Genomic DNA, 22,659 nt, shown 5'->3' with positions numbered 1-22,659 from the left:
TCAAATCTCTATCCTGAAGACATAGTCTATCTAGGTGTAGTTTTGCGACGATGAACAACAACTCAATCTATTCCTTTCAATTTGGTCTGCTCTGCCTGAGTGGTCTGCTTTTTTTCGGTAGTTTCAACATGATTATTCCTGAGTTGCCATCGCACCTATCGAGTATGGGCGGAGGGGCGTACAAAGGATTAATCATAGCACTGTTTACCGTGACGGCTGGGCTCTCTAGACCCTTTAGTGGAAAACTCGCCGATAGAGTAGGGCGTGTCCCTGTGATGATTGTAGGTGCTTTGGTCTGTGGAGTAGCGGGTCTGATGTATCCGCTGGCAGGTAGTGTTTGGGCATTTTTATTGTTGCGATTGTTTCACGGTTTTTCGACGGGATTTAAACCTACCGGTACTTCGGCTTATGTGGCGGATATTATTCCTGCGAATAGGCGAGGAGAAGCGATGGGTGTTTTGGGTTTCTTTGGTACGGTTGGGATGGCGATGGGGCCAGCGATAGGCCCTGTGATCGCACAGCAGTTTTCGTTGGACGTGATGTTCTATGCATCCTCTTTTGCTGCAGTATTATCAGTGTTGATTTTGGTGGGGATGAAAGAGACACTAAAGGAAAAGGAGAAGTTGTCGTGGGATCATTTTGTGATCCAAAAGAATGAGATATACGAGCCTAAGGTTTTTGCACCTGCCTTTATGATGATGGTGTCTGTATTTGCTTTTGGAGCGATCTTGACGGTAATGCCTGACATCAGTGATCAACTGGCGCTTTCTAACCGTGGACTGTTCTTTACCTACTATACGGTAGCATCATTGATGGTGAGGATAGTGGCAGGTAAAGCTTCTGATAAGTTTGGGCGAGTACCGGTTCTCAAACTGGGCTGTTCGATCATTTTCATCTCTTTATTGCTTTTGGCGAATGCCGATACCTCCGTGTTGCTTTTAGCGACAGGTGTATTGTACGGTGTGGGAGCAGGGCTTTGTTCTCCGACGATATTTGCATGGACGATAGACCTGAGCGATGTAGATCATAGAGGGAGAGGGATGGCGACCATGTATATATTCCTAGAGATCGGAATAGGTAGTGGAGCGTTGCTCGGTGGCTGGATCTATGGCAATGAGTTTTCGAATATTCCTATGATTTTTTATAGCTGTGCGGCGGTCGTGTCTGTCGGTTTTGTTTATTTATTCTCAAGAACAGTGCGTAATTTACCTGTTATTAATGAAGCATAAGGATGAAAAATAAGGGACAAAAAATTGCTAAGTATGTTTTTGTGGGCGTGTGTATCGCGGAGTTATTGACACGCATATTTGATGTGCCGCAATTACAGCACTTTACCAAACCACTACTGATGCCCGTACTGTTGGTGTATTTTCGTCAGGGAACGACAGGCCGTTTGACGCCTTCGTTTTTGTGGGCAGCTGCGGCATTGGTTTTTTCTTTTGTTGGGGATTCTGTGTTGATGTATGATCAGCCTATTTACTTCATGATAGGTTTAGGTGCTTTTGCAGTGGCTCATGTGTTTTACATGGTTTCGTTTAGCGGAGCGGTAGCGTCAGGCGTAGCAGGTCCGAGTTTGCTGTCCAAAGGCCTGTATGCGATTCCGTTTTTGACGGTGTACGGCATACTCATGTCAGCACTATGGCCAACGCTCGGGGCATTCAAAATCCCTGTAGCGGTGTATGCCTTGATTTTGATAGGTATGGCACTAAGTGCTGTCTATCGCAATGGTCGGTCGGGTCAACAGGGGGTGAGCCAAGTGATCTTTGGTGCTATATTGTTTTTGCTATCTGACTCCCTTCTAGCACTTAATAAATTTTACATGCCTATGGCTAACGCAGGAATCTGGGTCATGTCGACCTACCTACTGGCTCAGTGGAATATCATCAATGGCCTGCAGAAGCATTACAATGCTTAGTGTTGAAAATCGTAGCGAATGGTGTTTGTAAGCTTGTCGGTATTGACCAGTTTGTAGTCCGTTTCCTCTTCAGTGAAAATGGGGGTTGGAATGCCTAACGCTTGACATGCTTTGTTATAGAACTGCTCTTTGGTCGGATGACTGGGAGAGCAGACACTGAATCGTTCTCCCCAGATGTTTTGTTCCATGATTGAATTAATGACCCCAATACAATCGTCGAGGTGAATCATATTTATAGGATTGGTTTTTCCGCCTAGAGTCTTGCTTGATAAAAATCTACCAGGGTGTCGATCTGGCCCATATAGTCCTCCAAATCGTAGTATGGTCGTAGCAGGATTCGCTATCAAATCTTCTATTTCTAGTAGTGCTACACCGCCTCGGCTGGAGGCGTTATGGCTGGCGTCTGACTCTGTAACTTCACCAGAGAGGTTAGGATAGACGGCTGTCGAACTGATGAAGATGATTTTGGTCTTTGTAAAGTCAATCTGCGTAACAATGGACTGTATCATCTTGTGATGAAACTGAGGGTCGTCAGGAGTATTGCGTGGCGGTATGTTGATGATGATCAAATCAGTATCGAAAAAGTCACCAATCTTTACTTCTGCTTTGGAACGGTCAATCAAATAAGGTTGTATGCCGAGGTTTTTTAGTTTGTCTAGCTTTTCGGGGGTCGTGGTGGAGCCTTTGATTAAATAACCCTTGGACGAGAGGTGCTCGGCCAAGGGTGTTCCTAACCAACCGCATCCTAGTATGCTGATACTTTTCATATTGCAAGGATAACATAGGATGAATTATATGAAGCACTAAAATATTCTTTATAACCAGTCGGGCATGGTGGCATTGTCTAGGAGTAAAACTCGGTCTTGCCCAGTCGCTACGTCAAGGGTGTATATTTTGCTAGTACCCGAGCCATCATTTTTTTGGTTCACGAAAATGAACAAAGATCCATCGGAGGAATACCTCGGGTATAGATCGTTGGTGCCATTGGGCTTGAGTACGGCGTGGTAGGTCCATTCTGTAGGGTCACTGAGTGCTACGGTGACGATCTGTGCATTGAGCTTTCGTCCGCTCAGTGTTTCGTGCCCCGCTACATCTAGAGTGAATACAATCTGAAGGCCGTCGATGGAAAAGCTAGGGTTTTCTAGAACACCAGGTTGGTCGGCGATAAGTTCGGTCATGGATGATCCGTTGGTATTCATAAGGTAGATTTCTCCATCGTTGATGTTCACCCCGACGGTTTCCACAACTATTTTGTTGGCACTTTCGCTCCAGTCTACACTTCGAAAATGTCTATCGGCAGGAGCTGTGGCCAGAGTCGTGAGATTGCTACCATCCGCATTGATTTGGTAAAGTTTGTTGTAGTGGCAGTAGACGAATTTGGAGTTGTCAGGAGACCATGCATAGCCTCGACCATTCTGATGGTAGGATGCTACTGGAACGGAGGTGACCTTGGTGAGTTTGTCCCCTTCGTTGTTGATGGTGTAGATGTGGTTTTCTAACCCGTCATTGCCAATGTAGGCGATTTTGGTTCGGTTGCTATTGTACTGTGGGTTGTACTTGTTTTGACTACTGTAGGTGAGTCGGGTAGGGCTGTCGCCATTGATGTCGGAGGAGAAAACTTCTTGATTGCCAGTACTACTGATAGAGGTGTATAGGATTTGATTGATAGGGAAGGGGATAGTTTTGAACTTCCATACTTCGCTATATTGAATTTCTCCTTCTTTGTTTTTGGTACTGACTTGCCAAAAGTATTGGGTGCTGAATTTTAGATTTTCTAGCACCAAAAGGGTGTCTGTGAGCCCACTGATTTGCAGGAAGGGTGTACTGGAATTGGACTCTAGGACTTCTACATCGTAGGATACCACAAAGGTGGAGTCGTTCATGTTTTGCCAATTGAGTTGGACTTCTACGTTGACTTTGTCTTGATTGTCTGCTGGGGTAGGGTTAGCAGAGCTGACGAGTAGACCTGCTACTGGACTCATGGTGAGCGTGGTAGAGCTTTCCGAGTCGGAAAAAACAGATATGCTAGATATTTCTGTATTGTAGTTGTTTAGATTGGCTCTGACACTATAGTTACCTGTTTCTACCTCTGGGAAAATAAAGAATCCCAAAGAATCGGTAAATAGTACACTGGATGAAGGAACGGTGGTGATTTCTACTCCTTCTAGTGGGTTGCCTGTGCCAGCTTGGAGGACTGTGCCAGATATGCTGCCTTTTTCTTTAAAGTCTATGGTATCTTCTTTACATGAAGAGAAGAGATACATAGGGATGATTAAAAATAAGAAGGAGTGTGTTTTCAGGGTAATCTTCATTGGGGTAAGTGTGGAGTATAGGGGTTAATAAATGTGCCTCGGCTACCCGAGGCACATTGAAAATTATCTACTGATTACGGAGACGTTCAGTTCGTTTCCTTTCTGCTGGATACCAATGTTATGATTACTAGCACCGAAGTTCATATAGAGCGCATTGTTGTTGTCACCATTCTGAATATACTCAGTAGAGTTGTCCGTCCCGTAATAACTGTAATGCGATATATTGTTGTCTTTGCCATTTTGTAATATTTGTAATTCGGTATTGGCACCAACTGTGTTGATATAAATTTGGTTGTCTTTTCCCCTCTGCGTCATTTGCGTATTGCCATTTCCCTGTTGGGAGGCTTGCATTGAGTTGGAGAGGCCAGCTTGATTGATTTGATAATCAAAGCTGCCAAACTGGTTTAGATATACTGAATTGTTTCCTCCATGCTGATTGATCTCATTGAGCAGCAGACTTTCTGCATTTAGCTCTTGTACAGTCAGGCTTTGAGGGTTTTCTTGGGCATAGCTATGCCCAAGAAAAAACAATAAAATAAAGGATAACCAAACTAGTCTTAAGATTTGCATGGATTAGTTCCCTTGTGTTACAAATGCTGAGTTTGCTACACCTGCTTGTGTAATGATGCTCACGTTACCCATACCAGACTGGTAGCTAGTCGCCATGTTACCCGTTCCAGATTGTGTAGTGTATGCTTCGTTCTCCGAGCCAACTTGAACTTGCATCGCCATGTTACCCATACCAGACTGATTTACTTTTGCTACGTTGTAGTCACCTGCTTGTCCCTGTATCGAGCTGTTCAGTGTGCCGTTAATGTTAGCTATACTCGTGTTGCCATTGCCTAATTGACCTTGTACGGATAGGTTAAGATTGCCGTCTTGGTTGATGACGGCAGAGTTGTCATCACCTAGTACCTCTAGTTGCAGCGCTTTGTTTCCATTTCCTACTTGATCGATAGATGCAGCGTTGTTTGACCCTAGGATTTGGGCTTGCAGTGCATAGTTAGACTGTCCTTCTTGGCTAATTAGCGCAGTGTTATAGTTGCCAGCTTGCCCTTGTGCAGCCCAGTTAGAAGATCCATCTTGCGAGATTCTAGCAGTATTTTCTAGTCCTGCTTGTACTTGCCATGCGTCGTTGCCTGTTCCTATTTGCGCAATTTTAGCGGTAGAGCTAGCTCCGTATTGTTCCTGAGAAGCCATGTTGAATGATCCTTCTTGCGTCGCTACAGCAGTGTTTGCGTTACCCTCTTGGTATTGAGTGGCGTCATTGCCTTCGCCTGATTGAGTGATTTTCAACGAGCCATCTTGACCATTTTGTTCTTGGTCAGCGATGTTGCTGTCTCCAGTTTGCTTGATGCTAGCTAGGTTATCATTAGCCGTTTCGCCAGTATACTGAGTTGCTTCATTGCTCACACCCTCTTGGTTGATAGAGACTGTGTTGTATCCATTGTAGTAATCGCCTTTTTGTGTTTGCGTCGCTACGTTAGATTCGCCTGCTTGCTTTACAGATGCACTGTTGTGCGTTCCTCTTTGATCTTGCGTAGAAGTATTGCTTTCACCTTCTTGCTTAGCCGTTGCACTTAGCTCATTACCAGCTTGAGACTGAGTCGCGAGGTTCAGGTCACCACTTTGTGTGATTTTAGCATCACCACCTCTTGTCCATTGGTTTTGTCTTGCTTCGTTTTCAGATCCGGACTGAGAGATTACAGCAGTGTGATCGTTGGCATGACCGCCTTGTCTCTGTACCGCTAGGTTTTCTGATCCAGATTGTGAGATGATCGCACTGTTGCCAGAGATGTCTCCAGATGTACCAGGATCCATTTGATCTTGGCTAGCTACATTCATGTCACCAGACTGTTTGATTTTCAAACTGTTGTCTTCTCCATACTGAGACTGCGTTGCACTGTTGCTCACACCACTTTGTGAAGCAGATGCACTGTTGCTTGCACCGTATTGTACTTGCGTAGCGGTGTTCGAGACTCCGTTTTGGTTGATGCTCAGGCTACCTAGATCACCTTCTTGTGTTTGAGAAGCGATGTTAGCCTCGCCCATTTGCGAAGTAGTGGCTGTATTGTCATCACCATCTTGAACTACCAAAGCACTGTTGTTATCTCCACTTTGCGTGATCGTAGCGGCATTGTCATCACCAGTTTGCTGTACACCTACTGGATCACCGTACCATTTAGTACCTACGGTATTTCCTGTGCCAGACTGTGTGATTTTTGTAGTGTTTCCGTCTCCGCGTACTTCAGCAGATGCTACGTTATCAACACCAGACTGAGATACTTTGACACTGTTATCATCACCGAATACTTGTGATGCTGTCCAGTTTTCTTCTCCCGCTTGTGTAGCATTCGTGGTGTTGTTGTCACCACCAACGTAGAATCTAGCATGCTGATCATCTCCCGACTGCTTGATCGTAGCGTCGTTATCATTACCGTTTTGAGAAGTAAGCGCTTTGTTGCTCACACCTGATTGCTTTGCCAGTGACTTGTTGCCATCGCCGTTTTGAGTAGTTTCAGCTTCATTCCACTCTCCACTTTGATCGATTTTAGCTGAACTTCCAGCTCCTTCGATTCTGATGGTACCATCATTGTCTGATCCAGATTGAGTGATTTCACCTTCACTACCGATACTTCCCGATCGGAAAATACCCACAGTAGCAGTGTTTCGATCACCTTCTTGGTAGGTCTTTCCCTTGTTGGGGCCATTGGCAGAAGTGACAGTCGAAACGTTTTCAGTTCCTTTTTGCACTTGATTGGTCTTGGCACCAGCGTTGAAAGAGGTAGAAGTAGCGGTGTTGTCATCGCCATACTGTTTTTGAACTGCTTCTCCACCTGTAGCCCATGTACCGCTTCTCATTTTGATAGTCGCTACATTGTCAGATCCTTCTTGCAGCTGAATTGCTTTGCCTCCATTTTGAACGTCCATGTTGCTCGGTGCATCACCTTTGAAGTCACCTTGATGGATAGAAGCAGCGTTATCACTACCTTTCTGGGTTTGTTTAGCTACGTTATCGGAGCTAGTTGACCCATTTGTACCGATTCCGTCTTGCGTAATCGTAGACTCGTTAGAGTTGCCCGCCTGTAATACAGACGCATCATTCGAATTGCCTAATTGTGTCACTGTCGTAGCATTGAAATTGCCGGACTGAGAGACATTAGAATTGTTGTTCTGCGCATAGGCAGAGATTGTGAGCATACCTAATAGGCACGCTGCAACACTTTTCATTGTGTTCATAGAAATATAGTTTAGTTAAGAAATTCAAGTTGGAAGTGACCGTCTGTCACTGGGTTGCTGGTCGAAAATCTACTTTTACTATTATTCTGAATAATTGCTGCTTACTATACTCTCTCAAAACCAGATCTACCTTTTGTAAGATTCACTCTTGCTAGATCGATTTCTTCGATTGATTTTTTCTCTTCTTTGTGTCAAATAAAAGTTAAGTCCAATATGACCGCCCATGATGTAGTCGTTGTACTTTCCTTGTTCTATGTTGTCAAAACTGTCTCCAAATAGATTGATATAGCTATACTGACCAAATAAACCTATGTGGTCAGATAGCATGTATTCGATCCCAAAATTCCCTGTGACTTGAAACTGCATGCTGTAGTCATCTGTCATGTTAGTAGTAGCGCCTATGCCGACTTTGAGGTATGGCGTAGCGCGATAGCCGTTTAGCATTCTATAGGTGATAGAAGTGCTATTGGTGAGTGCGTAGAATTCGTAAGCTTCGGAGATGCCGAGCTGTCCGTAGTAGCTGTCTATACCTATACTGACTGGGTTGGTGCTAAAGAACTGGAGTCCGAAATAGGCGTTGGGTTTCACTTCTCTTTTGTAGTAGTCTCCATACATTTGGTTGCCCCCAGCACCGATACTCATGCCGAAGTTGCTTCTGCGTTCTTTGGTGATGCTACCAAACTGGTCTCTGCGTTGTACGCTCCATTTGGACTGATTGTATTCTGATACGGTAGTGTTGTCTACGAATTCGGTGGATTCTGCTTCCCAAATTCCTTCTTCTATTCCTTCGACGATGAGGCCAATGACGGATTGCTCGATGGCTTCTCGCACAGCCATTTCAGCGGGTTCGTTGTAGGTGAATCCAGTTTCTGCTTCTAGTAATTTTTGTGGAGCGACGAACTTGAATACGCCTATGTCTACTTTTTGGGAGAGAATGGTTTTGGAGGTGTAGATAGTCTTTAGGATTTTTCCATTGATGGTAGAAACAGCTCTTAAGTAGACTGTGACGCGATCTTCTCGGTATTGTCCAGACGAACTCATACCCAAGTATCTAGCACCTATGCCCCCGGTGAGGACATTGCTGTCAAAGGAAATGATACCACCCTCTAACAGAACACCAGCGTACAATAATGGTGGAAGAAGATCTCCTTGTGTGTCTTGATTGCCATAGGTGGCTCTGCTAGAGCGGATGATTTTTCGCTCGTTTAGCAGGTTAGGTAGTCCCTCTCTCTCTATCGGTACGAACCAGCCTGACTCTTCCATGGTTCGGATCAAAATGGAAGTAGCACCTTGGGTGACAGCCGTAGACCAGTTGGAGCCTACTTCTGACATTTTGTACTGCCCCGTTTGGTCTCTGAATTTATAGACGGCCGCTACGATTTTTTCTTTGGGTACTGGCAGGCTAGTTAGATGTTGGTAGCGTGCGCTTTCTTCTCCCTGCTCCGCCTGAGTTACTTTGACAGGCTGATGTACCAGTGGGGCACAACTAGCCATAGTCGCAACAATTCCATATATAATGAGGCGATTGATCATGTGTTTAGTGTAGAGTGAATTTCTTAGGTTTTTGGCTTTGAGGAATATTGATTAGTAATAGGGGACTGTTACTAGGGTTTCGCTACCATCACTGGTGTTGACTACATATACATTGATTCCATCGGTGTTGGATGATACTTCTATTTCGAAGGAGCCTATACTGTAAAGGCCATTTTCTAATCCGTTTTCACCGAATAAGTCACCTGTTAGTTCACGGGAGAGTAAATTGAGGACTTGTCTGTTGAGGTTTTCTTCGAAATTATCAAGGTCTGTATCACTCAAGGAACTTTGGTTTTGATGCTGATTTTGTTCTTGAGCTGAGCTCAGTAGCCAGTTGTAGTTGAAAGTATCTCCTCCGAATGCTGGGTTGATAGGCTTGTAGACAAAGTCTTGCGCCTGTAGTCCGGACATAGTCATCCAGAGTATGCCGATCAGCATAGTGAGTTTGGTGTTTAGGTGGTTCATTTTATAATCTTTCTATTTTCAGAATAAGCCTGTTCCAGTCATGTCATCTCCTTCGAGTTGCTCCAGTACCTCTCGATACTGTATTACATAATTGTATGCGTTATAGCTGGCCTGGTCTGAAAGCTCAACCAAAAAATCATGCCTTGGTTGTAAAAAACTTTCGAATACAAGTAGTTCGTTTACATAAACTTGTACTTGTGTACTATTACTTCTTGCTGGTCGCTCTTTAATATGGATGATAAAGGAATCTTCTACGTCTGGCCAGTTCCAATTGGTATAGAACATGTCGTAAAAATCTCTACCGCTTTTTGATAGGGTTTCATCAACGATCAACTGATCAATCTCTATCAAAACACTTTCTGAAAATACATCTTGAGCTTGGCCCTGAGCATTGAAAAAGAACCCAATCAAAAACACACTTACGTGTATTTTTATAATGTTTTTCATATAGTGAAAGTAGAAAGTTAAATTGTATTAATCAAGCTTAGAGTAGGCGGCTAGGTGATAAGGGGTGTGGCTTGAAACGTCGAGAGTGGTTAAGTCAAATATAATCTTAGAATAGTAATAGTATAAATATCCTAGTGAGCCTGTAGTGTGTTTGTTTCGAAACTGTTAATTGTTAGTTAAAATATTGTTTTACAGTGTTTTATGATTGAATTGGTTGCGTGATTTTTCGAGCTTCTTAATCAGTTTGATAGACACCCATCCCTGAAAACAGGTATTTTTGTGTTTCGGGGTAAGAAAAAGTAGAGGTTCTTTTTGGAGTGAGGCGGAAGCGGTAGGTGTGATTTATGGTAATTGTACTATTTTTATAAATAGTATGACTGGGAGTCAATAGGGAAATGCGTAATTGTTAATAGGAGTTGGGTTTTCTTTGGAGCTTAATGTCAGTTATAGCTTAACCCAATGGGTTAAAATCTTACATCTAGTAAAATGCTGTTTAGTACATTGATCATCTATCTTCTTTTAACTTTTAAACCTGAATTGAAACATTTCATTCAGGTTTAAAAGCATCATATAAGAATCAATTTTATTGGATCAAATCACTCATTTCTTTTTCAGATATTTTTTTAAAGAACACTCTAGGGAAACGACCTGACACCAATGTTGTACCTAGCACGAGTAGATTATTGTCCTCATCTACCTTGATGGAGGAGAGGGTGTATGGATTGATATTTCCTATTTTTAATACGCCAACTGATTCTGAAGTGGCTATGTCAAATACATTGAGCGCAATTTGACGAGATTGCGTTTCGGCTGCTATCACAGAATACATGGTACCATTGCGCTCATAACTCACGATGTTTGCAGGCGTTCTAGATTTGTATTCCGAGAAGGGGACATTCATAAAGTTGATACTAGATGTCACCACATCATTTGCGATAGCCTGGTTGGGCTGTATGAAGTTGTCATTGAACTGATAACCAAACAATGAGTAGCCGCCAGACGGCAAGGGGAGTAGCGCAGTGAGTCCACCATCGGTTCCTTGTCCTTGACAGACGCCTGTTGGGTTTTGCCCTAGGTTAGTAAATACGAGAGACAGCGTGTGGTCATAGATGCCATTGAAGTAGTAGGTCGTCTCGCTGAGTTGCCCACAAAAGAATGGTAATCCATACCGCTCTGGATCAGTAAAATGATCAAATATCACGGCTGCTATGTCATTGTTGGTTCCTATAGAGTAGGCAGCGTTAGTCGTAGCAGTACCGTCGAGGTTGACCAAACTAATGATGGTTTGATCCGTCCCATCAAAACTCAGTAGGATGATGTTGTCATTGGTGCTGAGGCTTGCGGCGAGAGGCCAAGTAAGTCCATTGCTCAGTGGGGTGATGACGAGACTTTCGATGCTGCTACCAACACTGGCAAGCTGTGCTCGTTTGTTGTTGTCCATCATCACGAAGTAATACATGTCATCTATGGTCATGAAGTCACCGATTGGTGAGTCATATTGTTCTGCATTAAGAGTGGTTTCTGCTACGTAGTTTCCTTCTTCGTCCAGTTCTATGAGTTGTACACCTGAGTAATTGCGGTCATCATCTGTGTTTTTTAGTGATTGACTGGTGAGAACCAAAAAACCCGTTTCGGTAGCGACTATATCTATCGGGTAGTAACTCTGGTCGCTTCTGAAGCTGTCGTATATTTTGGTGAAGGATGTTTTAGGATCGATTTCATCGTCTTTACATGCAGCAAGGATGATTAGCAAGAAGAGGGCGTATACTAGGTTTTTCATTGTTATCGAGAGGAGAAGGTGTTGTCAATGTATCGTAGTGGGAATATGACACTAAGAGATGCATTGATACCATTGATATTCGTTTCGTCATTAGACTCGCCGAGTGATACGAGATCGTTTTCGCTGTAGCGTTTGTCGGTATCGGTGATGGAACTCAGGCCATAGGCATAAGAGACCTCTAATACCGTTCGGATATTGCCTACATCCCACCCAAAGCCGAGTCCGGCGAGCGCACCATAATAGTTCTGGAATTCTTCTTTGACATCTACCGTGACAGACCCACCATCATAGGTTTGTGGAGTACCGGTGATATAGTCTGTGTGTTTGATGTCCGTTTTTTTGTTCGCATAGAGTGCGAAAGAATATTGAAACCCGGCCATGATGTAGGGGCGTAGCTTGCCTTGTTTGATTATCTCATAGCGGAGAGAAATAGGTAGCTCGATGAAACTTGCTGTTTGCTTTATGCTGTATTCAGTCTCGAAAGTTTCTGTATCCAGATCTCCAGTCCACTCTAAGTTACTTTTGTAGTGATACCCTATTTGCTTGAATACAGGTGTAATGGCAACAGATACCCCCTTGTGGTAGAAGGATAAATCCAAGCCTATTAACACTCCTGGTTGGCTGAAATTCTCGTAGGTTTTTTCTAAAAGCTCCGTGTCGTAGTTGATCGGCGTTACCGATGAGTATCTGTCTTTAGGATTGGGTTGGGTGAAATTGGCACCAAACTTCAACCCTAGCCACCATTGTGTCTTGAGGAAGTTTTGGTATTCAGAGCCAGGCAATCTTGGCTTCATATTGCGCTGCGCTAGCACGGACTGGCTAGACAGGAGTAGAACAGCGATTAGTGCTGCTTTACTTGCGAACAAAAAGGCGTTTCGTATCATTGAGTTTAGGTGATTTAGCTTTGATAAAGTAAAATCCAGGCATCATATTCGTGAGCTGAAAAGTGATCGTATGCTTGCCTGGCGTGATGAGACGTCTCGTAGAGCGTACTACTCTGCCTGACGAATCGATCATTTCAAAATTAACATTTTGTGTATCATTGACCATCACTATGGCTTGGACATAATTCGTTGCAGGGTTAGGGTAGATGGACTCTATCTGGAACATGCTCTTTACGTAGCTGTCCGTTCCTGTGATTACTTCTTTGATTAGATCAAGTGGCTCGTAGGTGCCACCGTCATGGCTTGGCCCTGAGATGAAGTCTCCGAATAAGATGTCATTTTGGATTACAGATTGATCCACACCCATCCACTCATGTAGGAGGTTGGCGTAGAGCTGTCGGTAATCGAACTGCATGTTGACATTGTGATTATCTAAGTCTGGGTTAGTACCATAGATACCAGCATTGACACCCGCGCCGAACATCATGACTGGCCCGCCAGTTCCGTGATCTGTACCGTATGATCCGTTAGATCCGATTCGGCGGCCAAATTCGGACATGGTTACTGACATGACGCGTTCTGACAATCCTCTGCTTCTGAGGTCTGCGTCAAAGGCATTCATAGCCGAGCTGATGTGATAGAGCAGTGCAGCATGCGACCCCAAAGTAGGATCGTAAGAGGTTGTTTGATCTGCATGGGTATCGAACCCACCGATTTTGACCAAGAATACTTTGGTTTTGAGTCCCCCACTTAATAATCGAGCAATTAGCTTTAGTTGAGAACTTAGGTGGTTTTTAGAATCTCCGTAAGGGTATTTTTCTGGATAGTCTACTTCACTTTCCTTAGTCGGTTCATATACTTTAGCAAGTCGCTTGATGTAGGTTTCTGACTTGTCCTCCAAACTCAGTAGCCAGTCCATTTCTTTACCATAAGGGCTGGAATTCAAAAAATCAGGAGGTGTACCTCTAGGATCTAATCCTTCGTCAGTAAACCCGTCCAGCCCTTCTATCAAATTGGCAAATCCTTCTGGGTTGCCTGGTAGAGAGATTGATGTAGGAATGTTGCCTTCTTGATGGAAAAGAAGAGATACGTCATTACCCATTTCCAGTGCTAATGGATCAGGCATGGTGTCGTTAGGGAATTCTTCAGGGTATTTGAGAGGGGTATATTCGTGATTAAGATAGCGGCCGATCCATCCAGATGAAAAATAGTCGTCAGACCCTCCACCCATCAATTGTATATCTCTACCTCTAAAGTGAGATCCATTGTTGTTTTCGTATGACACACCTTGAAAAATAGCCGCCTTTCCTTTGTCGTAGAGGTCTTTGAAGCCATTCATGTCAGGGTGAAGACCGACCTGATCCGCAGATGCTACCGTGCTGTCTAATGGGATGAGTGTACGACTACCAGATTTATATGGGATGGCGATGTTAGCTCTTCTGCTATAATACTGGTCGTATTTTTCTATAGGGATGACGGTATTCAGACCGTCATTACCTCCATGCATCTGTAGTATGATGAGTACATTGTCGTTGGTGCTTTGTGCAGCTAGGTTTTGGAACTCTTGCTGCGCAGCGAGGATTTGAAGCGGCACCCCTTGAAATGCAATAGGGGCGCCAGCTGCAAAACCAAGTTTCTTGATAAAGTTTCTTCTTTTCATACTCAGAGAGATTACATCAATTGATATTCTGGAGACTGTAGCATGGCGTTGAATAAGTTAGCTAGCTGGTTGTCCGCTTTGTCCATGTCTGTTTGGCTGTCCCAGTTGCTCGTCCAAGCAGCTTCGGGATCAGCATCCATTGTGCCTAAGAACACCGATAGAAAATAGGTCATACGCTCTTGTGTCATCTCGCTCGTTGATGCACCATCAAAGGACGCATCGGTACTCATCGGTAGGAAATATTCGATCAAGGAAATGACTAATGTTTTGGCATCTCGTGCATCTGCTGCGGGGATATTGTTTTGCACGAATTGAATTGGACTAATGTCTCCTAAGTCTTGTAGGTCACCAGGGGTGATGCGGTTGCGTACGAAATTGTACCGGTTGGTGAGGTAGTTTGGACTAATCCATGAGCGATTGTACAGCGGGAACTGATGGTATGCGGAGTATCCTGCCACTTCAAATGGCTCATAAAAATCCATGCCTTGCCCTCCCATTTCTCCTAATAGCGCGCGCGTCAATTCGTAAAAACGAGCTGTATCAGTTTGTGAATTAGGTACAGCGATGTTGAAATTTTTGGTGAATCCCAGCGTGACATCCAGTGGAGATTTGATGATACTACCAAACACATCGTCGGTTACGCCACCTGTGCCACCATAGAACTCTTCGGAGGTAAATAACGCTTCGAGTACAGGAGCTAATTTGAAATCATTGGCCTTGAAAATATCAGCCATATCTTGAATAACACCTGCTTGGATCGTGGGAGTTACCTCGTGGTATACATAAAAGCGATACAGTCTTCTGCAGATATGAAGTGCTGTTTCATCTTGGTCATAGATCAGGTCAATGAGTTGACTGATTTCATCAAGGACACTTTCCTCCGTAGGACTACTGCCTTGTAGGAGCTCTGGGTCTGCTTGTATGGTGGCATTTCCCATCCGAGCACTAAAGGTCTTGACAGTGTTATCATGCTGTGTCGCGATGTTACTACCTCGGATGACTCCTCGTGGGAGTTCGGTTTCGATATCTAAATTATTGAATGCGCCATTTTCTACATTGGTATCTGTGTCAAAACCAGAGAGTACTTTAGCGGCAGCTTGTACATCCTCTTCTGTATAATAGATGTAATCTCCTGGTGTGTTTGTTTCTGGGATATCCCCTTCTAGACCTCTTCCTATGGTGTAGAGTTCCAGTAGTTCTCTTGCATAGTTTTCATTGGGGCTTCCTTTTACGTTTTGACTTCCATCAAGGAATTTTAGCATGGCATTGTCTACACATACTTTCTTGGTCAAATGCTTAAAATTGACGGGGTATATGGTGTTAGGTAATATCTCTGTAGAATCGGGATCAGGATTAGGTGTAGGGACCTCTCTGTCATTAGTGTCAAATGCATAATGTCTAAATAGTGCGTTTTGGTAGTAAATAGACCTTGTGTTGTTGACCTTCTCTTGCTTTGTCGTGAAGAGTGTATGCATAAAAAAGACAATGCGTTCTCGAAAGGAGTAAGAGAGTTTCTGAGTTTCGTCGACATCACTGGCGAGCATCTGTCCGATCATCCATGCATTGAGTAGCGTAGATAGATTGTCTCCATTCGCATCTGTGGGGCCATTGGTGATCCACTCCGAGCCTGTTTCTGTATCAATAGGAGGGAGAGGGTTTGGGAGATCGGTAGCAGTTAGTCTTTGGTAGGCTTCTGACGCGGTGAGGCTTGCAAACTCATCAATCTGAGTAATAGATGCGCCTGTACAAGCTCTCCTTAATAAGTGTGCGGCTCTTTTCTTTCCTAATGTCCCCGACAAGGCAGTAAACGGCATAGTGCTTTGTTTGTAGTGATTCTGATTACAAGTATAACAATATCGGGCGTTCATTGTTATATTTTATCTTGCAATAATTACATCTATGTGTTAACACATAAAAAAACCTCAGCACATGCTGAGGTTTTTTTTAATTGATGTTTTTTTAGTGACCTAAAATCAGGTAGCACAGAACTCTTTCAATCTTTGGTTTTTGTTAGGTTCTCTTAGTTTTTGGAGCGCCTTTTCTCTGATTTGTCTTACTCGTTCACGGGTTAGTCCCATGATGTCCCCGATTTCTTCTAGGGTGAAAGGGTTATCAGACCCGATACCAAAGCTCATTTTAACTACTTCTCTTTCTCTAGCTGTCAGGGTAGATAGCGCTCTAATGGTTTCTACTTTCAACGAATCGTTGAATACCATCTGCCCATCAGTAGGGCCAGTAGTTTTGTTTTCTAGTACATCAAGCAATGAACCTGATTCGTCTTCCCCAAAAGGAGCGTCCATAGACATTTGCTTTACCTCAGCACCGAGTGTGTTTCGAACCTCACTTGGTTTCATTTCCAAGATTTCTGCCAATTCTTCTTCGGTAGGCTCTCTTTCGTATTTCTGCTCTAACTCTGCATATGCTCTTCTAATCTGGTTGATTGCACCAGATTTGTTCATCGGTAGTCTGACGATTCTAGATTGCTCAGCGAGTGCCTGCATAATAGATTGACGAATCCACCATACGGCGTATGAGATAAATTTAAAACCTTTGGTTTCGTCAAATTTCTTCGCTGCTTTGATAAGGCCTAAGTTACCTTCATTGATCAAGTCATTGAGTGGTAAACTTCTGTTTTGGTACTGTTTCGCTACAGAAACCACAAACCTCAAGTTTGCTTTTACCAATTTTTCTAAAGCTAGATCATCTCCTTGTTTGATACGTTGTGCGAGTTCTACCTCTTCGTCTGGGGTAATCATCGGCACACTACTAACTTCCGTAAAGTACTTCTCAAGTGTGTGACTCTCACGTCTGTTAGTTATGGATTGTGTGATCTTAAGCTGTCTCATATGATATATTTTTCCTTAATTATTAGGACTTTTTGGTCGTCCCTGATGTGGGGGATGAGCTTTAAAGCCCGCAAATTTAACCTTTTATACGATTTCAATCAAATTGGTGGTCGGAATTATCTAAATTTTTATTAAATCTCTTGCCTAGATTGTAGTTGGTAAGACATTCTTTCGAAAAGAGGCTTCCTATCCCATCTTAACAAAGTACAAAATGTAGATGTTAAATCCTATTAAAATGAAGCTTTTAATGTAAAGTCTTGATTTTGAGATCAAAATACTGTAAACTCATAGGTACTATTAACATCATCATCCACTTAAACCTACAATTATGGTAATGAATTTTAAAGGCGTACAAATAGAGCAAGAAAGAGATGTCAAGTATGAAAAGATATCAGATTATATGGCGCGTGATCTCGTGACTTTTACACCTGATATGGAGATTGCAGAGGCTATTGATATTATGCTCAAAAAACGTATTTCTGGCGGGCCAGTCCTGAATGAAAAAAGGGAACTTGTAGGGATGTTGTCAGAAAAAGATTGCTTGAAAGTACTGGTGCAATCGTCCTATCATAACATACCTAGTGGTAAAGGCAAGGTGAAAGATTTCATGTCTGAAAATGTCAAAACCCTAGAGATGGATACTGATGTTGTGTCGTGTGCGAATGAATTTCTGACGACTTATTTTAGGAGATTTCCTGTGACGGAAAATGGTGTTCTAAAGGGGCAAATATCACGCAGAGACATTATGCGAGCTGCTCAAAAAATCAAATCTACGACTTGGTAGTTACTTTATACGATTAGGGTTGTCTGCCAAGAATGCATTCCAGCTTTTGCTACTGGACTGCACTCGACCGCCCTGATAATGGTGAGTAAGTGCGACTGCTAGGGCATCGGTTGCGTCTAGAAGTTTGGGCGCATCTTGGAATTTTAATATTGATTTGAGCATGGCTGCTACTTGTTCTTTGGAGGCATTTCCATTTCCTGTTACGGATTGCTTCACTTTTTTAGGTGCATATTCTGTGATTGGGATTTCTCGGTTGAGTGCAGCTGCCATTGCTACCCCTTGCGCTCTTCCTAGCTTGAGCATTGATTGTACATTTTTGCCGTAGAAGGGAGCTTCTAATGCGACATGATCAGGATGAAACTCCTCGATGATAGAAGATACGCGTTCGTATATTTTCTTGAGTTTTATTTCATGAGTAGTATATTTGGTTAAATGGATGACGCCAAATTGCAATATTTTGACTTTCTGCCCTGTGACCAATATGACACCATATCCCATCACGGTAGTACCAGGGTCTATGCCTAATATGATTTTTTCTTTAGTTTTTTCCATTGATCTGAATAGCATTGCAAGATAGAAAATGATCCCTCTTTTTTATAAATCAAGGCTCAATTAATGGAAACTCTGAAATCAACTAGTATAGGTGCTCGTCAGTCTTGGGTGAATATAGCCAAGCTATTGTGGGGGTGGGGGCTGCCCGTTACTGTGCTGGTGATTTTGGCGTTGCGTTTGGAGAATGGGGTGTGGAGAACTTATTCATGGGAGTATTTAGAGATTTCTTATTTGGCGGTCGCACTGGTTCTACTGCCTTTGAATCTAGGATTGGAAGCATATAAATGGAGATACATGACTCAGTTTTCGGTAAAGCGAAAATTTGTTGATGTTTTGAAATTGGTGCTTGCAGGTCGAGCAGTCAATATGATCACACCTCTAGGTTTGGGAGATGCAGTTGTCCGTGTGGGTGATATTGAGCCCGAACAAAGAATGAAGGCCATTGCTGTATTAGCAATGGCAAGAGTGAGTCAGATGGTCCCCACACTAGTACTGGGAGGGATGGCTACTGTGTTTTTATTGAGGCAGGGTGTAGAAGTGTTTGATTCAGGAAGGCTTCAATGGGTTTTAGTAGGGTTGGTGTCATTGGTACTGCTTGGTTTTTTGACTAGGAAGCGTGTTAGCGATTGGTTAGGGGAGTATTATCAGTATTTTATTTGTTTTGATATTTGGCAGTGGGTTACGATCCTGTTGTTGTCTTTTTTAAGATATGCGGTTTTTAGTGTGCAGTTCTGTTTGGTGTTTTATGGACTGGAAATAGGTTTGGATTTTCAGGTTGTTTTGCTAGGCGTTTTTTGGGTTTTCTTGGTCAAAACTGTCATTCCGAATATGACGATTTTGGGAGACTTGATGAAGCGGGAGATTTCTGCAGTTCTGTTTTTCTCTCTTTTTACTTCTGATTTAATGCTAATATCCGTCGGTAGTGCTGTGGTGTGGTTGATTAATATAGTGATCCCATCTGTGCTAGGTTTAGCATATGTATCAAGATTTAGACCTAGATTGTCATGATGCTGGGGCTTATAATCGTGGTTTTGTTATATGTCACAGCATTGTTGGTGCTGATGAATGCACTACGCAGGATCAAAAGTACTAAGACTCAGCCTTCAGAGGAGTGGGTTACAGTATTGATTCCTGTCCGAAATGAAGAGTTTTGCATCCAGAGGACGGTTCAGTCAATATTGACTAATAAATATCACAACATAGAAGTACTGGTCATAGATGATCACTCTACAGACAGGACAGCGGAGATCGTTTCATCGATAGATGACGATCGGGTGTGTTTGTTGAAGCTAGAAGGATCTAAAACGGGTAAAAAGGCAGCGATAACTATGGGGGTGGATGCTGCTGCGCGAGGTGATATTGTTATTTGTACAGATGGTGATACAGTTGTAGGGGAACGATGGGTTGAAAACCATGTTACTAATCTGTTAGAGGAAAAAGTGCTGGCGTTTGGGTCTGTCAAATATTTTGACCGAGGTGGGTTTTGGACAAATTTGCTCAATACAGAATTAACCGCTTTAGTCGGGGTAGGAGCGGCTACTTCGGTATTAGGGAAAGCGAGTATGATTAATGGCTGCAACTACTCATTTAGAAAGAAGGCTTTCAAGAAGGTGGCTGGGTTTGAAGGGAATGAACATGTCGCGAGTGGTGATGATGAGTTTCTGCTCCGGAAGATTACGAAATTCTACCCAGATGGAGTTGCTTTTCTTGGAGAGGAGGGTGGTAGAGTGGAAACAGAGCCTCCAGCGAGTGTTAGACAGTTCTACTACCAGCGCAAACGCTGGGCATCTAAGTGGAAGCACCATAGGGATTTGCTATCTTGGGTCATGCCTTTGTTTGTGTTTGCCATTTATGCATTGTTTGTAGGATTGGCTTTCTACCTCTTTTTCGATCACAAGACGGAGGTCATAGGCTGTATAGCAGTTAAGCTCTTGGCTGACTGGATGTTTTTGAAGAAGTCCAGCACATTGACAGGCGTGAGATTATCTGTTTTTACTGTCTTTTGTCTCCAAATTATTTATCCCTTTTATGTGGTATTCTTTGGCATAGCTTCTAATTTTGGGAAGTTTCGGTGGAGAAGTCGAAGCTATCCTATTTGACCTTTGACTGAGATATTATGAGTGACCATGAATATGACGTTTTGGATGAATTGTATTTTTTGGTTTCATTCCAAGAACTCAAAACCAGTGTAGGGATGGAAGAGGATGAACTATTGTCCGTACTTACCAAATTACAAAAGAAGGATTGGATTAAGTGTTTTGAAGAACCAGACGTGGAGTTGGAAAGCAAGGATGTGGATTTGGAAATTAACTTTCGAAAGTATCACTACTTGGCTACTAAAACGGGGTTGAAAGCACATACGAGTACTACATGAGTTCTGAAAAGGAAATAGCATCAAACTTACGGGAATTGGAATTGAACTCGCTGTTAGAAGTGACAGAGGCGATCAATAATAACCTGCCCGAAGACTCTCTCTATAAAATCTACCACTTTACGCTACTTGCCAACCTTAAGGTTAAGAAGTTGGCGTTGTTTGTCCTAGAGGAAAAATGGGAAAATAAGGTTGTTTTTGGGGTACAGAAGAGCATCTGTGATCAGATATCTTTCACCTCATTTGAAAACCTAGACCGTACTTCTGCAATCGACCGGAACTTCAAAGAAAGCGAACATTTTGAGTATGTGATTCCGGTTTTACACAAGAAAAAACTATTAGCACTGGTATTCATAGCGGATGTGGCTCAATCTAAGGTGGGCATATCCTCTAAGTCTCCGACGACCTTTTTGGAAGCGATTACCAATATTCTGATCGTTGCGATTGAAAACAAGAAATTGGCTCGAAAACAACTCGAACAAGAGGCTTTGACGAGAGAGTTGGAGATTGCACAACAGGTACAACAAAATTTGTTTCCTAAGTCACTGCCCCAATCAGACCTATTAGAGATAGATGCTGTATATCGACCACATCACAATATAGGCGGAGACTACTATGATTATGTATTGATAGATCCAGATCAATACATGGTATGCATCGCCGATGTATCTGGCAAAGGTGTGCCAGCGGCACTGATGATGTCTAATTTTCAGGCATCTCTGAGGACATTGGTGCGACAGACGGATGATTTGGAGACGATCGTCACGGAGCTGAATTATCAACTCAATGGAACTGGTAATGCAGATATATTTATCACGTTTTTTGTAGCATTATACAATAGAGAAACACACGAACTGCGGTATGCCAACTGTGGACATAATCCACCGTTGCTTGTTTCGTCCACAGGTAAGTTGCGTATGCTCACCAAAGGAACGACTGTTCTAGGGATGTTCAACCCTTTGCCATTCATCGCGACGGAGGTGATTTGTGACGTGGATAGCTTTGATCTGTTCTGTTTTACGGATGGGTTGACGGAGGCCGAAAATCTGGACGGAAGTGAGTTTGGCGAAGAGAAAGTAGAGGCAATCGTAGCGAAATATCACGATCAATCTGCCTCAGATCTGAATCAAAAGATGCTTTTAGCGGTAGAAGAATTTCGAGAAGGTAAAGCATACAGAGATGATATCACGCTACTAGCAGTGAAGCAAAAGCCAATTCATTGATTCCTTTTTATTTTCAACGGATACCTCGGTTTATTCAATGGCTATGGCCTTCGATATTGTGGCGAGGAAAGGGGGCGAGTGATGAACTATACTTGACTTTTGATGATGGACCAAACCCCAGAACTACACCAGTTATCCTGTCTATATTAGCGGATTTTGAGGTTAAGGCTACCTTTTTCTTGTCAGGGAGTGAAACCGAAAAATATCCTGAATTGGTGAAGGAGGTGGTTGCAAGGGGGCATGTTATTGCGAACCATGGTTATAAGCACGTCAGTGCACGAACTCAAAAAACGGAAGAATGGTGGGACGAAATTCAGCAGACTGAAAAGCTGTTGTCGACTTATGATTCTCATTTGGCGTGTCAGTATCGGCCACCCTATGGTTTGTTGACATGGCGACAGTGGCGTTTTGCTCAAAAGAGCGGGTATACTTTATCTCTGTGGACACTGATGCCTGGAGACTTTGATAGTAAAAAATCTAATCAAGACTGTTTAGATACTTTGGTTAGAAAGACCCAAGCGGGTGACATTATCGTGCTACATGATAATGAAAAAGCTGTCAGTCGGTTAAGTGAAATTTTACCGAAGTATCTTCAATATGCCAAGTCCGGAGGTTTTCAGTTTAAATTGCTGGAATGAGTCTTTTAG

The 22,659-nt window shown here is 43.0% G+C and carries 21 protein-coding genes; 8 read left to right on the top strand and 13 right to left on the bottom strand.

What is annotated here, in order from left to right; genetic code table 11:
• Nucleotides 1–50 precede the first annotated feature (50 nt).
• Nucleotides 51–1,229 carry an MFS transporter gene (locus BUB99_RS04575; protein ID WP_073119790.1) on the top strand — a complete coding sequence of 393 codons (1,179 nt, stop codon included), beginning with the start codon at nucleotides 51–53 and terminating at the stop codon, nucleotides 1,227–1,229.
• A 2-nt stretch (nucleotides 1,230–1,231) separates the two neighbouring features.
• The gene (locus tag BUB99_RS04570; protein WP_073119788.1) at nucleotides 1,232–1,915 is read left to right on the top strand and encodes a lysoplasmalogenase; all 684 of its coding nucleotides are present in this window, start codon (nucleotides 1,232–1,234) and stop codon (nucleotides 1,913–1,915) included.
• On the opposite strand, the gene BUB99_RS04565 is transcribed toward BUB99_RS04570, so the two are convergent.
• The 12 genes from BUB99_RS04565 to BUB99_RS04510 all read right to left on the bottom strand — a co-directional run bounded on the left by BUB99_RS04565 (nucleotide 1,912) and on the right by BUB99_RS04510 (nucleotide 17,082).
• Nucleotides 1,912–2,682, bottom strand: a complete 771-nt coding sequence (locus BUB99_RS04565) for a Rossmann-fold NAD(P)-binding domain-containing protein (protein ID WP_073119786.1) — start codon at nucleotides 2,680–2,682, stop codon at nucleotides 1,912–1,914. The genes BUB99_RS04570 and BUB99_RS04565 overlap by 4 nt on opposite strands.
• A 48-nt stretch (nucleotides 2,683–2,730) precedes the next feature.
• A complete protein-coding gene (locus BUB99_RS04560) occupies nucleotides 2,731–4,227 on the bottom strand; it encodes a carboxypeptidase regulatory-like domain-containing protein (protein WP_084190345.1) in 1,497 nt (498 codons plus the stop codon).
• A 63-nt stretch (nucleotides 4,228–4,290) separates the two neighbouring features.
• On the bottom strand, nucleotides 4,291–4,797 hold the full coding sequence (locus tag BUB99_RS04555; protein ID WP_073119782.1) for a hypothetical protein: 507 nt from the start codon (nucleotides 4,795–4,797) through the stop codon (nucleotides 4,291–4,293).
• A 3-nt stretch (nucleotides 4,798–4,800) separates the two neighbouring features.
• Nucleotides 4,801–7,467 (bottom strand): hypothetical protein, encoded by a 2,667-nt coding sequence (locus tag BUB99_RS04550; protein WP_084190344.1) that lies wholly within the window; start codon nucleotides 7,465–7,467, stop codon nucleotides 4,801–4,803.
• 126 nt (nucleotides 7,468–7,593) lie between these two features.
• A complete protein-coding gene (locus BUB99_RS04545; protein WP_073119778.1) occupies nucleotides 7,594–9,000 on the bottom strand; it encodes a CsgG/HfaB family protein in 1,407 nt (468 codons plus the stop codon).
• Nucleotides 9,001–9,051: 51 nt separating this feature from the next.
• Nucleotides 9,052–9,465 (bottom strand): curli production assembly/transport component CsgF, encoded by a 414-nt coding sequence (locus tag BUB99_RS04540; RefSeq protein WP_073119777.1) that lies wholly within the window; start codon nucleotides 9,463–9,465, stop codon nucleotides 9,052–9,054.
• 18 nt (nucleotides 9,466–9,483) lie between these two features.
• Nucleotides 9,484–9,912 (bottom strand): CsgE family curli-type amyloid fiber assembly protein, encoded by a 429-nt coding sequence (locus BUB99_RS04535; protein ID WP_073119775.1) that lies wholly within the window; start codon nucleotides 9,910–9,912, stop codon nucleotides 9,484–9,486.
• A 583-nt stretch (nucleotides 9,913–10,495) separates the two neighbouring features.
• Nucleotides 10,496–11,692, bottom strand: coding sequence for a hypothetical protein (locus BUB99_RS04530; protein ID WP_073119774.1), 1,197 nt, complete (start codon nucleotides 11,690–11,692; stop codon nucleotides 10,496–10,498).
• 2 nt (nucleotides 11,693–11,694) lie between these two features.
• Nucleotides 11,695–12,576 carry an outer membrane beta-barrel protein gene (locus tag BUB99_RS04525; protein ID WP_073119772.1) on the bottom strand — a complete coding sequence of 294 codons (882 nt, stop codon included), beginning with the start codon at nucleotides 12,574–12,576 and terminating at the stop codon, nucleotides 11,695–11,697.
• On the bottom strand, nucleotides 12,545–14,236 hold the full coding sequence (locus BUB99_RS04520) for a DUF1501 domain-containing protein (protein WP_073119770.1): 1,692 nt from the start codon (nucleotides 14,234–14,236) through the stop codon (nucleotides 12,545–12,547). The genes BUB99_RS04525 and BUB99_RS04520 overlap by 32 nt, the downstream gene beginning before the upstream one ends.
• An 11-nt stretch (nucleotides 14,237–14,247) precedes the next feature.
• Complete coding sequence (locus BUB99_RS04515; protein ID WP_073119769.1) at nucleotides 14,248–16,050, bottom strand: DUF1800 family protein; 1,803 nt, start codon at nucleotides 16,048–16,050, stop codon at nucleotides 14,248–14,250.
• 159 nt (nucleotides 16,051–16,209) lie between these two features.
• The gene (locus tag BUB99_RS04510) at nucleotides 16,210–17,082 is read right to left on the bottom strand and encodes a sigma-70 family RNA polymerase sigma factor (RefSeq protein ID WP_073119767.1); all 873 of its coding nucleotides are present in this window, start codon (nucleotides 17,080–17,082) and stop codon (nucleotides 16,210–16,212) included.
• A gap of 328 nt (nucleotides 17,083–17,410) precedes the next feature.
• On the opposite strand from BUB99_RS04510, the gene BUB99_RS04505 reads away from it, so the two are divergent.
• Nucleotides 17,411–17,866, top strand: coding sequence for a CBS domain-containing protein (locus BUB99_RS04505; protein WP_245816794.1), 456 nt, complete (start codon nucleotides 17,411–17,413; stop codon nucleotides 17,864–17,866).
• On the opposite strand, the gene ruvC is transcribed toward BUB99_RS04505, so the two are convergent.
• A complete protein-coding gene (ruvC, locus tag BUB99_RS04500; protein ID WP_139280892.1) occupies nucleotides 17,867–18,418 on the bottom strand; it encodes a crossover junction endodeoxyribonuclease RuvC in 552 nt (183 codons plus the stop codon). It abuts the gene before it with no gap.
• Between the two features lie 63 nt (nucleotides 18,419–18,481).
• Here ruvC and BUB99_RS04495 point away from each other — a divergent pair, with 63 nt between their 5' ends.
• The 5 genes from BUB99_RS04495 to BUB99_RS04475 are packed head-to-tail and all read left to right on the top strand — an operon-like array spanning nucleotide 18,482 to nucleotide 22,650.
• Entirely contained in the window at nucleotides 18,482–19,426 is a 945-nt protein-coding gene (locus BUB99_RS04495) for a lysylphosphatidylglycerol synthase domain-containing protein (RefSeq protein ID WP_073119762.1), read from the top strand.
• Complete coding sequence (locus tag BUB99_RS04490) at nucleotides 19,426–20,517, top strand: glycosyltransferase (RefSeq protein WP_221407484.1); 1,092 nt, start codon at nucleotides 19,426–19,428, stop codon at nucleotides 20,515–20,517. Before BUB99_RS04495 ends, BUB99_RS04490 begins: the two co-directional genes overlap by 1 nt.
• Before the next feature lie 17 nt (nucleotides 20,518–20,534).
• The gene (locus tag BUB99_RS04485) at nucleotides 20,535–20,792 is read left to right on the top strand and encodes a hypothetical protein (protein WP_073119758.1); all 258 of its coding nucleotides are present in this window, start codon (nucleotides 20,535–20,537) and stop codon (nucleotides 20,790–20,792) included.
• A gap of 35 nt (nucleotides 20,793–20,827) precedes the next feature.
• The gene (locus BUB99_RS04480; RefSeq protein WP_245816793.1) at nucleotides 20,828–22,012 is read left to right on the top strand and encodes a PP2C family protein-serine/threonine phosphatase; all 1,185 of its coding nucleotides are present in this window, start codon (nucleotides 20,828–20,830) and stop codon (nucleotides 22,010–22,012) included.
• Nucleotides 22,009–22,650, top strand: a complete 642-nt coding sequence (locus BUB99_RS04475) for a polysaccharide deacetylase family protein (protein WP_073119754.1) — start codon at nucleotides 22,009–22,011, stop codon at nucleotides 22,648–22,650. Before BUB99_RS04480 ends, BUB99_RS04475 begins: the two co-directional genes overlap by 4 nt.
• Nucleotides 22,651–22,659: the final 9 nt, after the last annotated feature.

Origin of the sequence: Reichenbachiella agariperforans (assembly GCF_900142205.1) — a bacterium.
GTDB lineage: Bacteria > Bacteroidota > Bacteroidia > Cytophagales > Cyclobacteriaceae > Reichenbachiella > Reichenbachiella agariperforans.
This window is presented reverse-complemented; position numbering and strand designations above follow the sequence as displayed.

What these genes read in the sequence shown, in the direction of transcription:
- BUB99_RS04575 (WP_073119790.1), top strand. Translation starts at nt 51, where the DNA reads ATGAACAACAACTCAATCTATTCCTTTCAATTTGGTCTGCTCTGCCTG.
- BUB99_RS04570 (WP_073119788.1), top strand. Translation starts at nt 1,232, where the DNA reads ATGAAAAATAAGGGACAAAAAATTGCTAAGTATGTTTTTGTGGGCGTG.
- BUB99_RS04565 (WP_073119786.1), bottom strand. Translation starts at nt 2,682, where the DNA reads ATGAAAAGTATCAGCATACTAGGATGCGGTTGGTTAGGAACACCCTTG.
- BUB99_RS04560 (WP_084190345.1), bottom strand. Translation starts at nt 4,227, where the DNA reads ATGAAGATTACCCTGAAAACACACTCCTTCTTATTTTTAATCATCCCT.
- BUB99_RS04555 (WP_073119782.1), bottom strand. Translation starts at nt 4,797, where the DNA reads ATGCAAATCTTAAGACTAGTTTGGTTATCCTTTATTTTATTGTTTTTT.
- BUB99_RS04550 (WP_084190344.1), bottom strand. Translation starts at nt 7,467, where the DNA reads ATGAACACAATGAAAAGTGTTGCAGCGTGCCTATTAGGTATGCTCACA.
- BUB99_RS04545 (WP_073119778.1), bottom strand. Translation starts at nt 9,000, where the DNA reads ATGATCAATCGCCTCATTATATATGGAATTGTTGCGACTATGGCTAGT.
- BUB99_RS04540 (WP_073119777.1), bottom strand. Translation starts at nt 9,465, where the DNA reads ATGAACCACCTAAACACCAAACTCACTATGCTGATCGGCATACTCTGG.
- BUB99_RS04535 (WP_073119775.1), bottom strand. Translation starts at nt 9,912, where the DNA reads ATGAAAAACATTATAAAAATACACGTAAGTGTGTTTTTGATTGGGTTC.
- BUB99_RS04530 (WP_073119774.1), bottom strand. Translation starts at nt 11,692, where the DNA reads ATGAAAAACCTAGTATACGCCCTCTTCTTGCTAATCATCCTTGCTGCA.
- BUB99_RS04525 (WP_073119772.1), bottom strand. Translation starts at nt 12,576, where the DNA reads ATGATACGAAACGCCTTTTTGTTCGCAAGTAAAGCAGCACTAATCGCT.
- BUB99_RS04520 (WP_073119770.1), bottom strand. Translation starts at nt 14,236, where the DNA reads ATGAAAAGAAGAAACTTTATCAAGAAACTTGGTTTTGCAGCTGGCGCC.
- BUB99_RS04515 (WP_073119769.1), bottom strand. Translation starts at nt 16,050, where the DNA reads ATGCCGTTTACTGCCTTGTCGGGGACATTAGGAAAGAAAAGAGCCGCA.
- BUB99_RS04510 (WP_073119767.1), bottom strand. Translation starts at nt 17,082, where the DNA reads ATGAGACAGCTTAAGATCACACAATCCATAACTAACAGACGTGAGAGT.
- BUB99_RS04505 (WP_245816794.1), top strand. Translation starts at nt 17,411, where the DNA reads ATGGTAATGAATTTTAAAGGCGTACAAATAGAGCAAGAAAGAGATGTC.
- ruvC (WP_139280892.1), bottom strand. Translation starts at nt 18,418, where the DNA reads ATGGAAAAAACTAAAGAAAAAATCATATTAGGCATAGACCCTGGTACT.
- BUB99_RS04495 (WP_073119762.1), top strand. Translation starts at nt 18,482, where the DNA reads ATGGAAACTCTGAAATCAACTAGTATAGGTGCTCGTCAGTCTTGGGTG.
- BUB99_RS04490 (WP_221407484.1), top strand. Translation starts at nt 19,426, where the DNA reads ATGCTGGGGCTTATAATCGTGGTTTTGTTATATGTCACAGCATTGTTG.
- BUB99_RS04485 (WP_073119758.1), top strand. Translation starts at nt 20,535, where the DNA reads ATGAGTGACCATGAATATGACGTTTTGGATGAATTGTATTTTTTGGTT.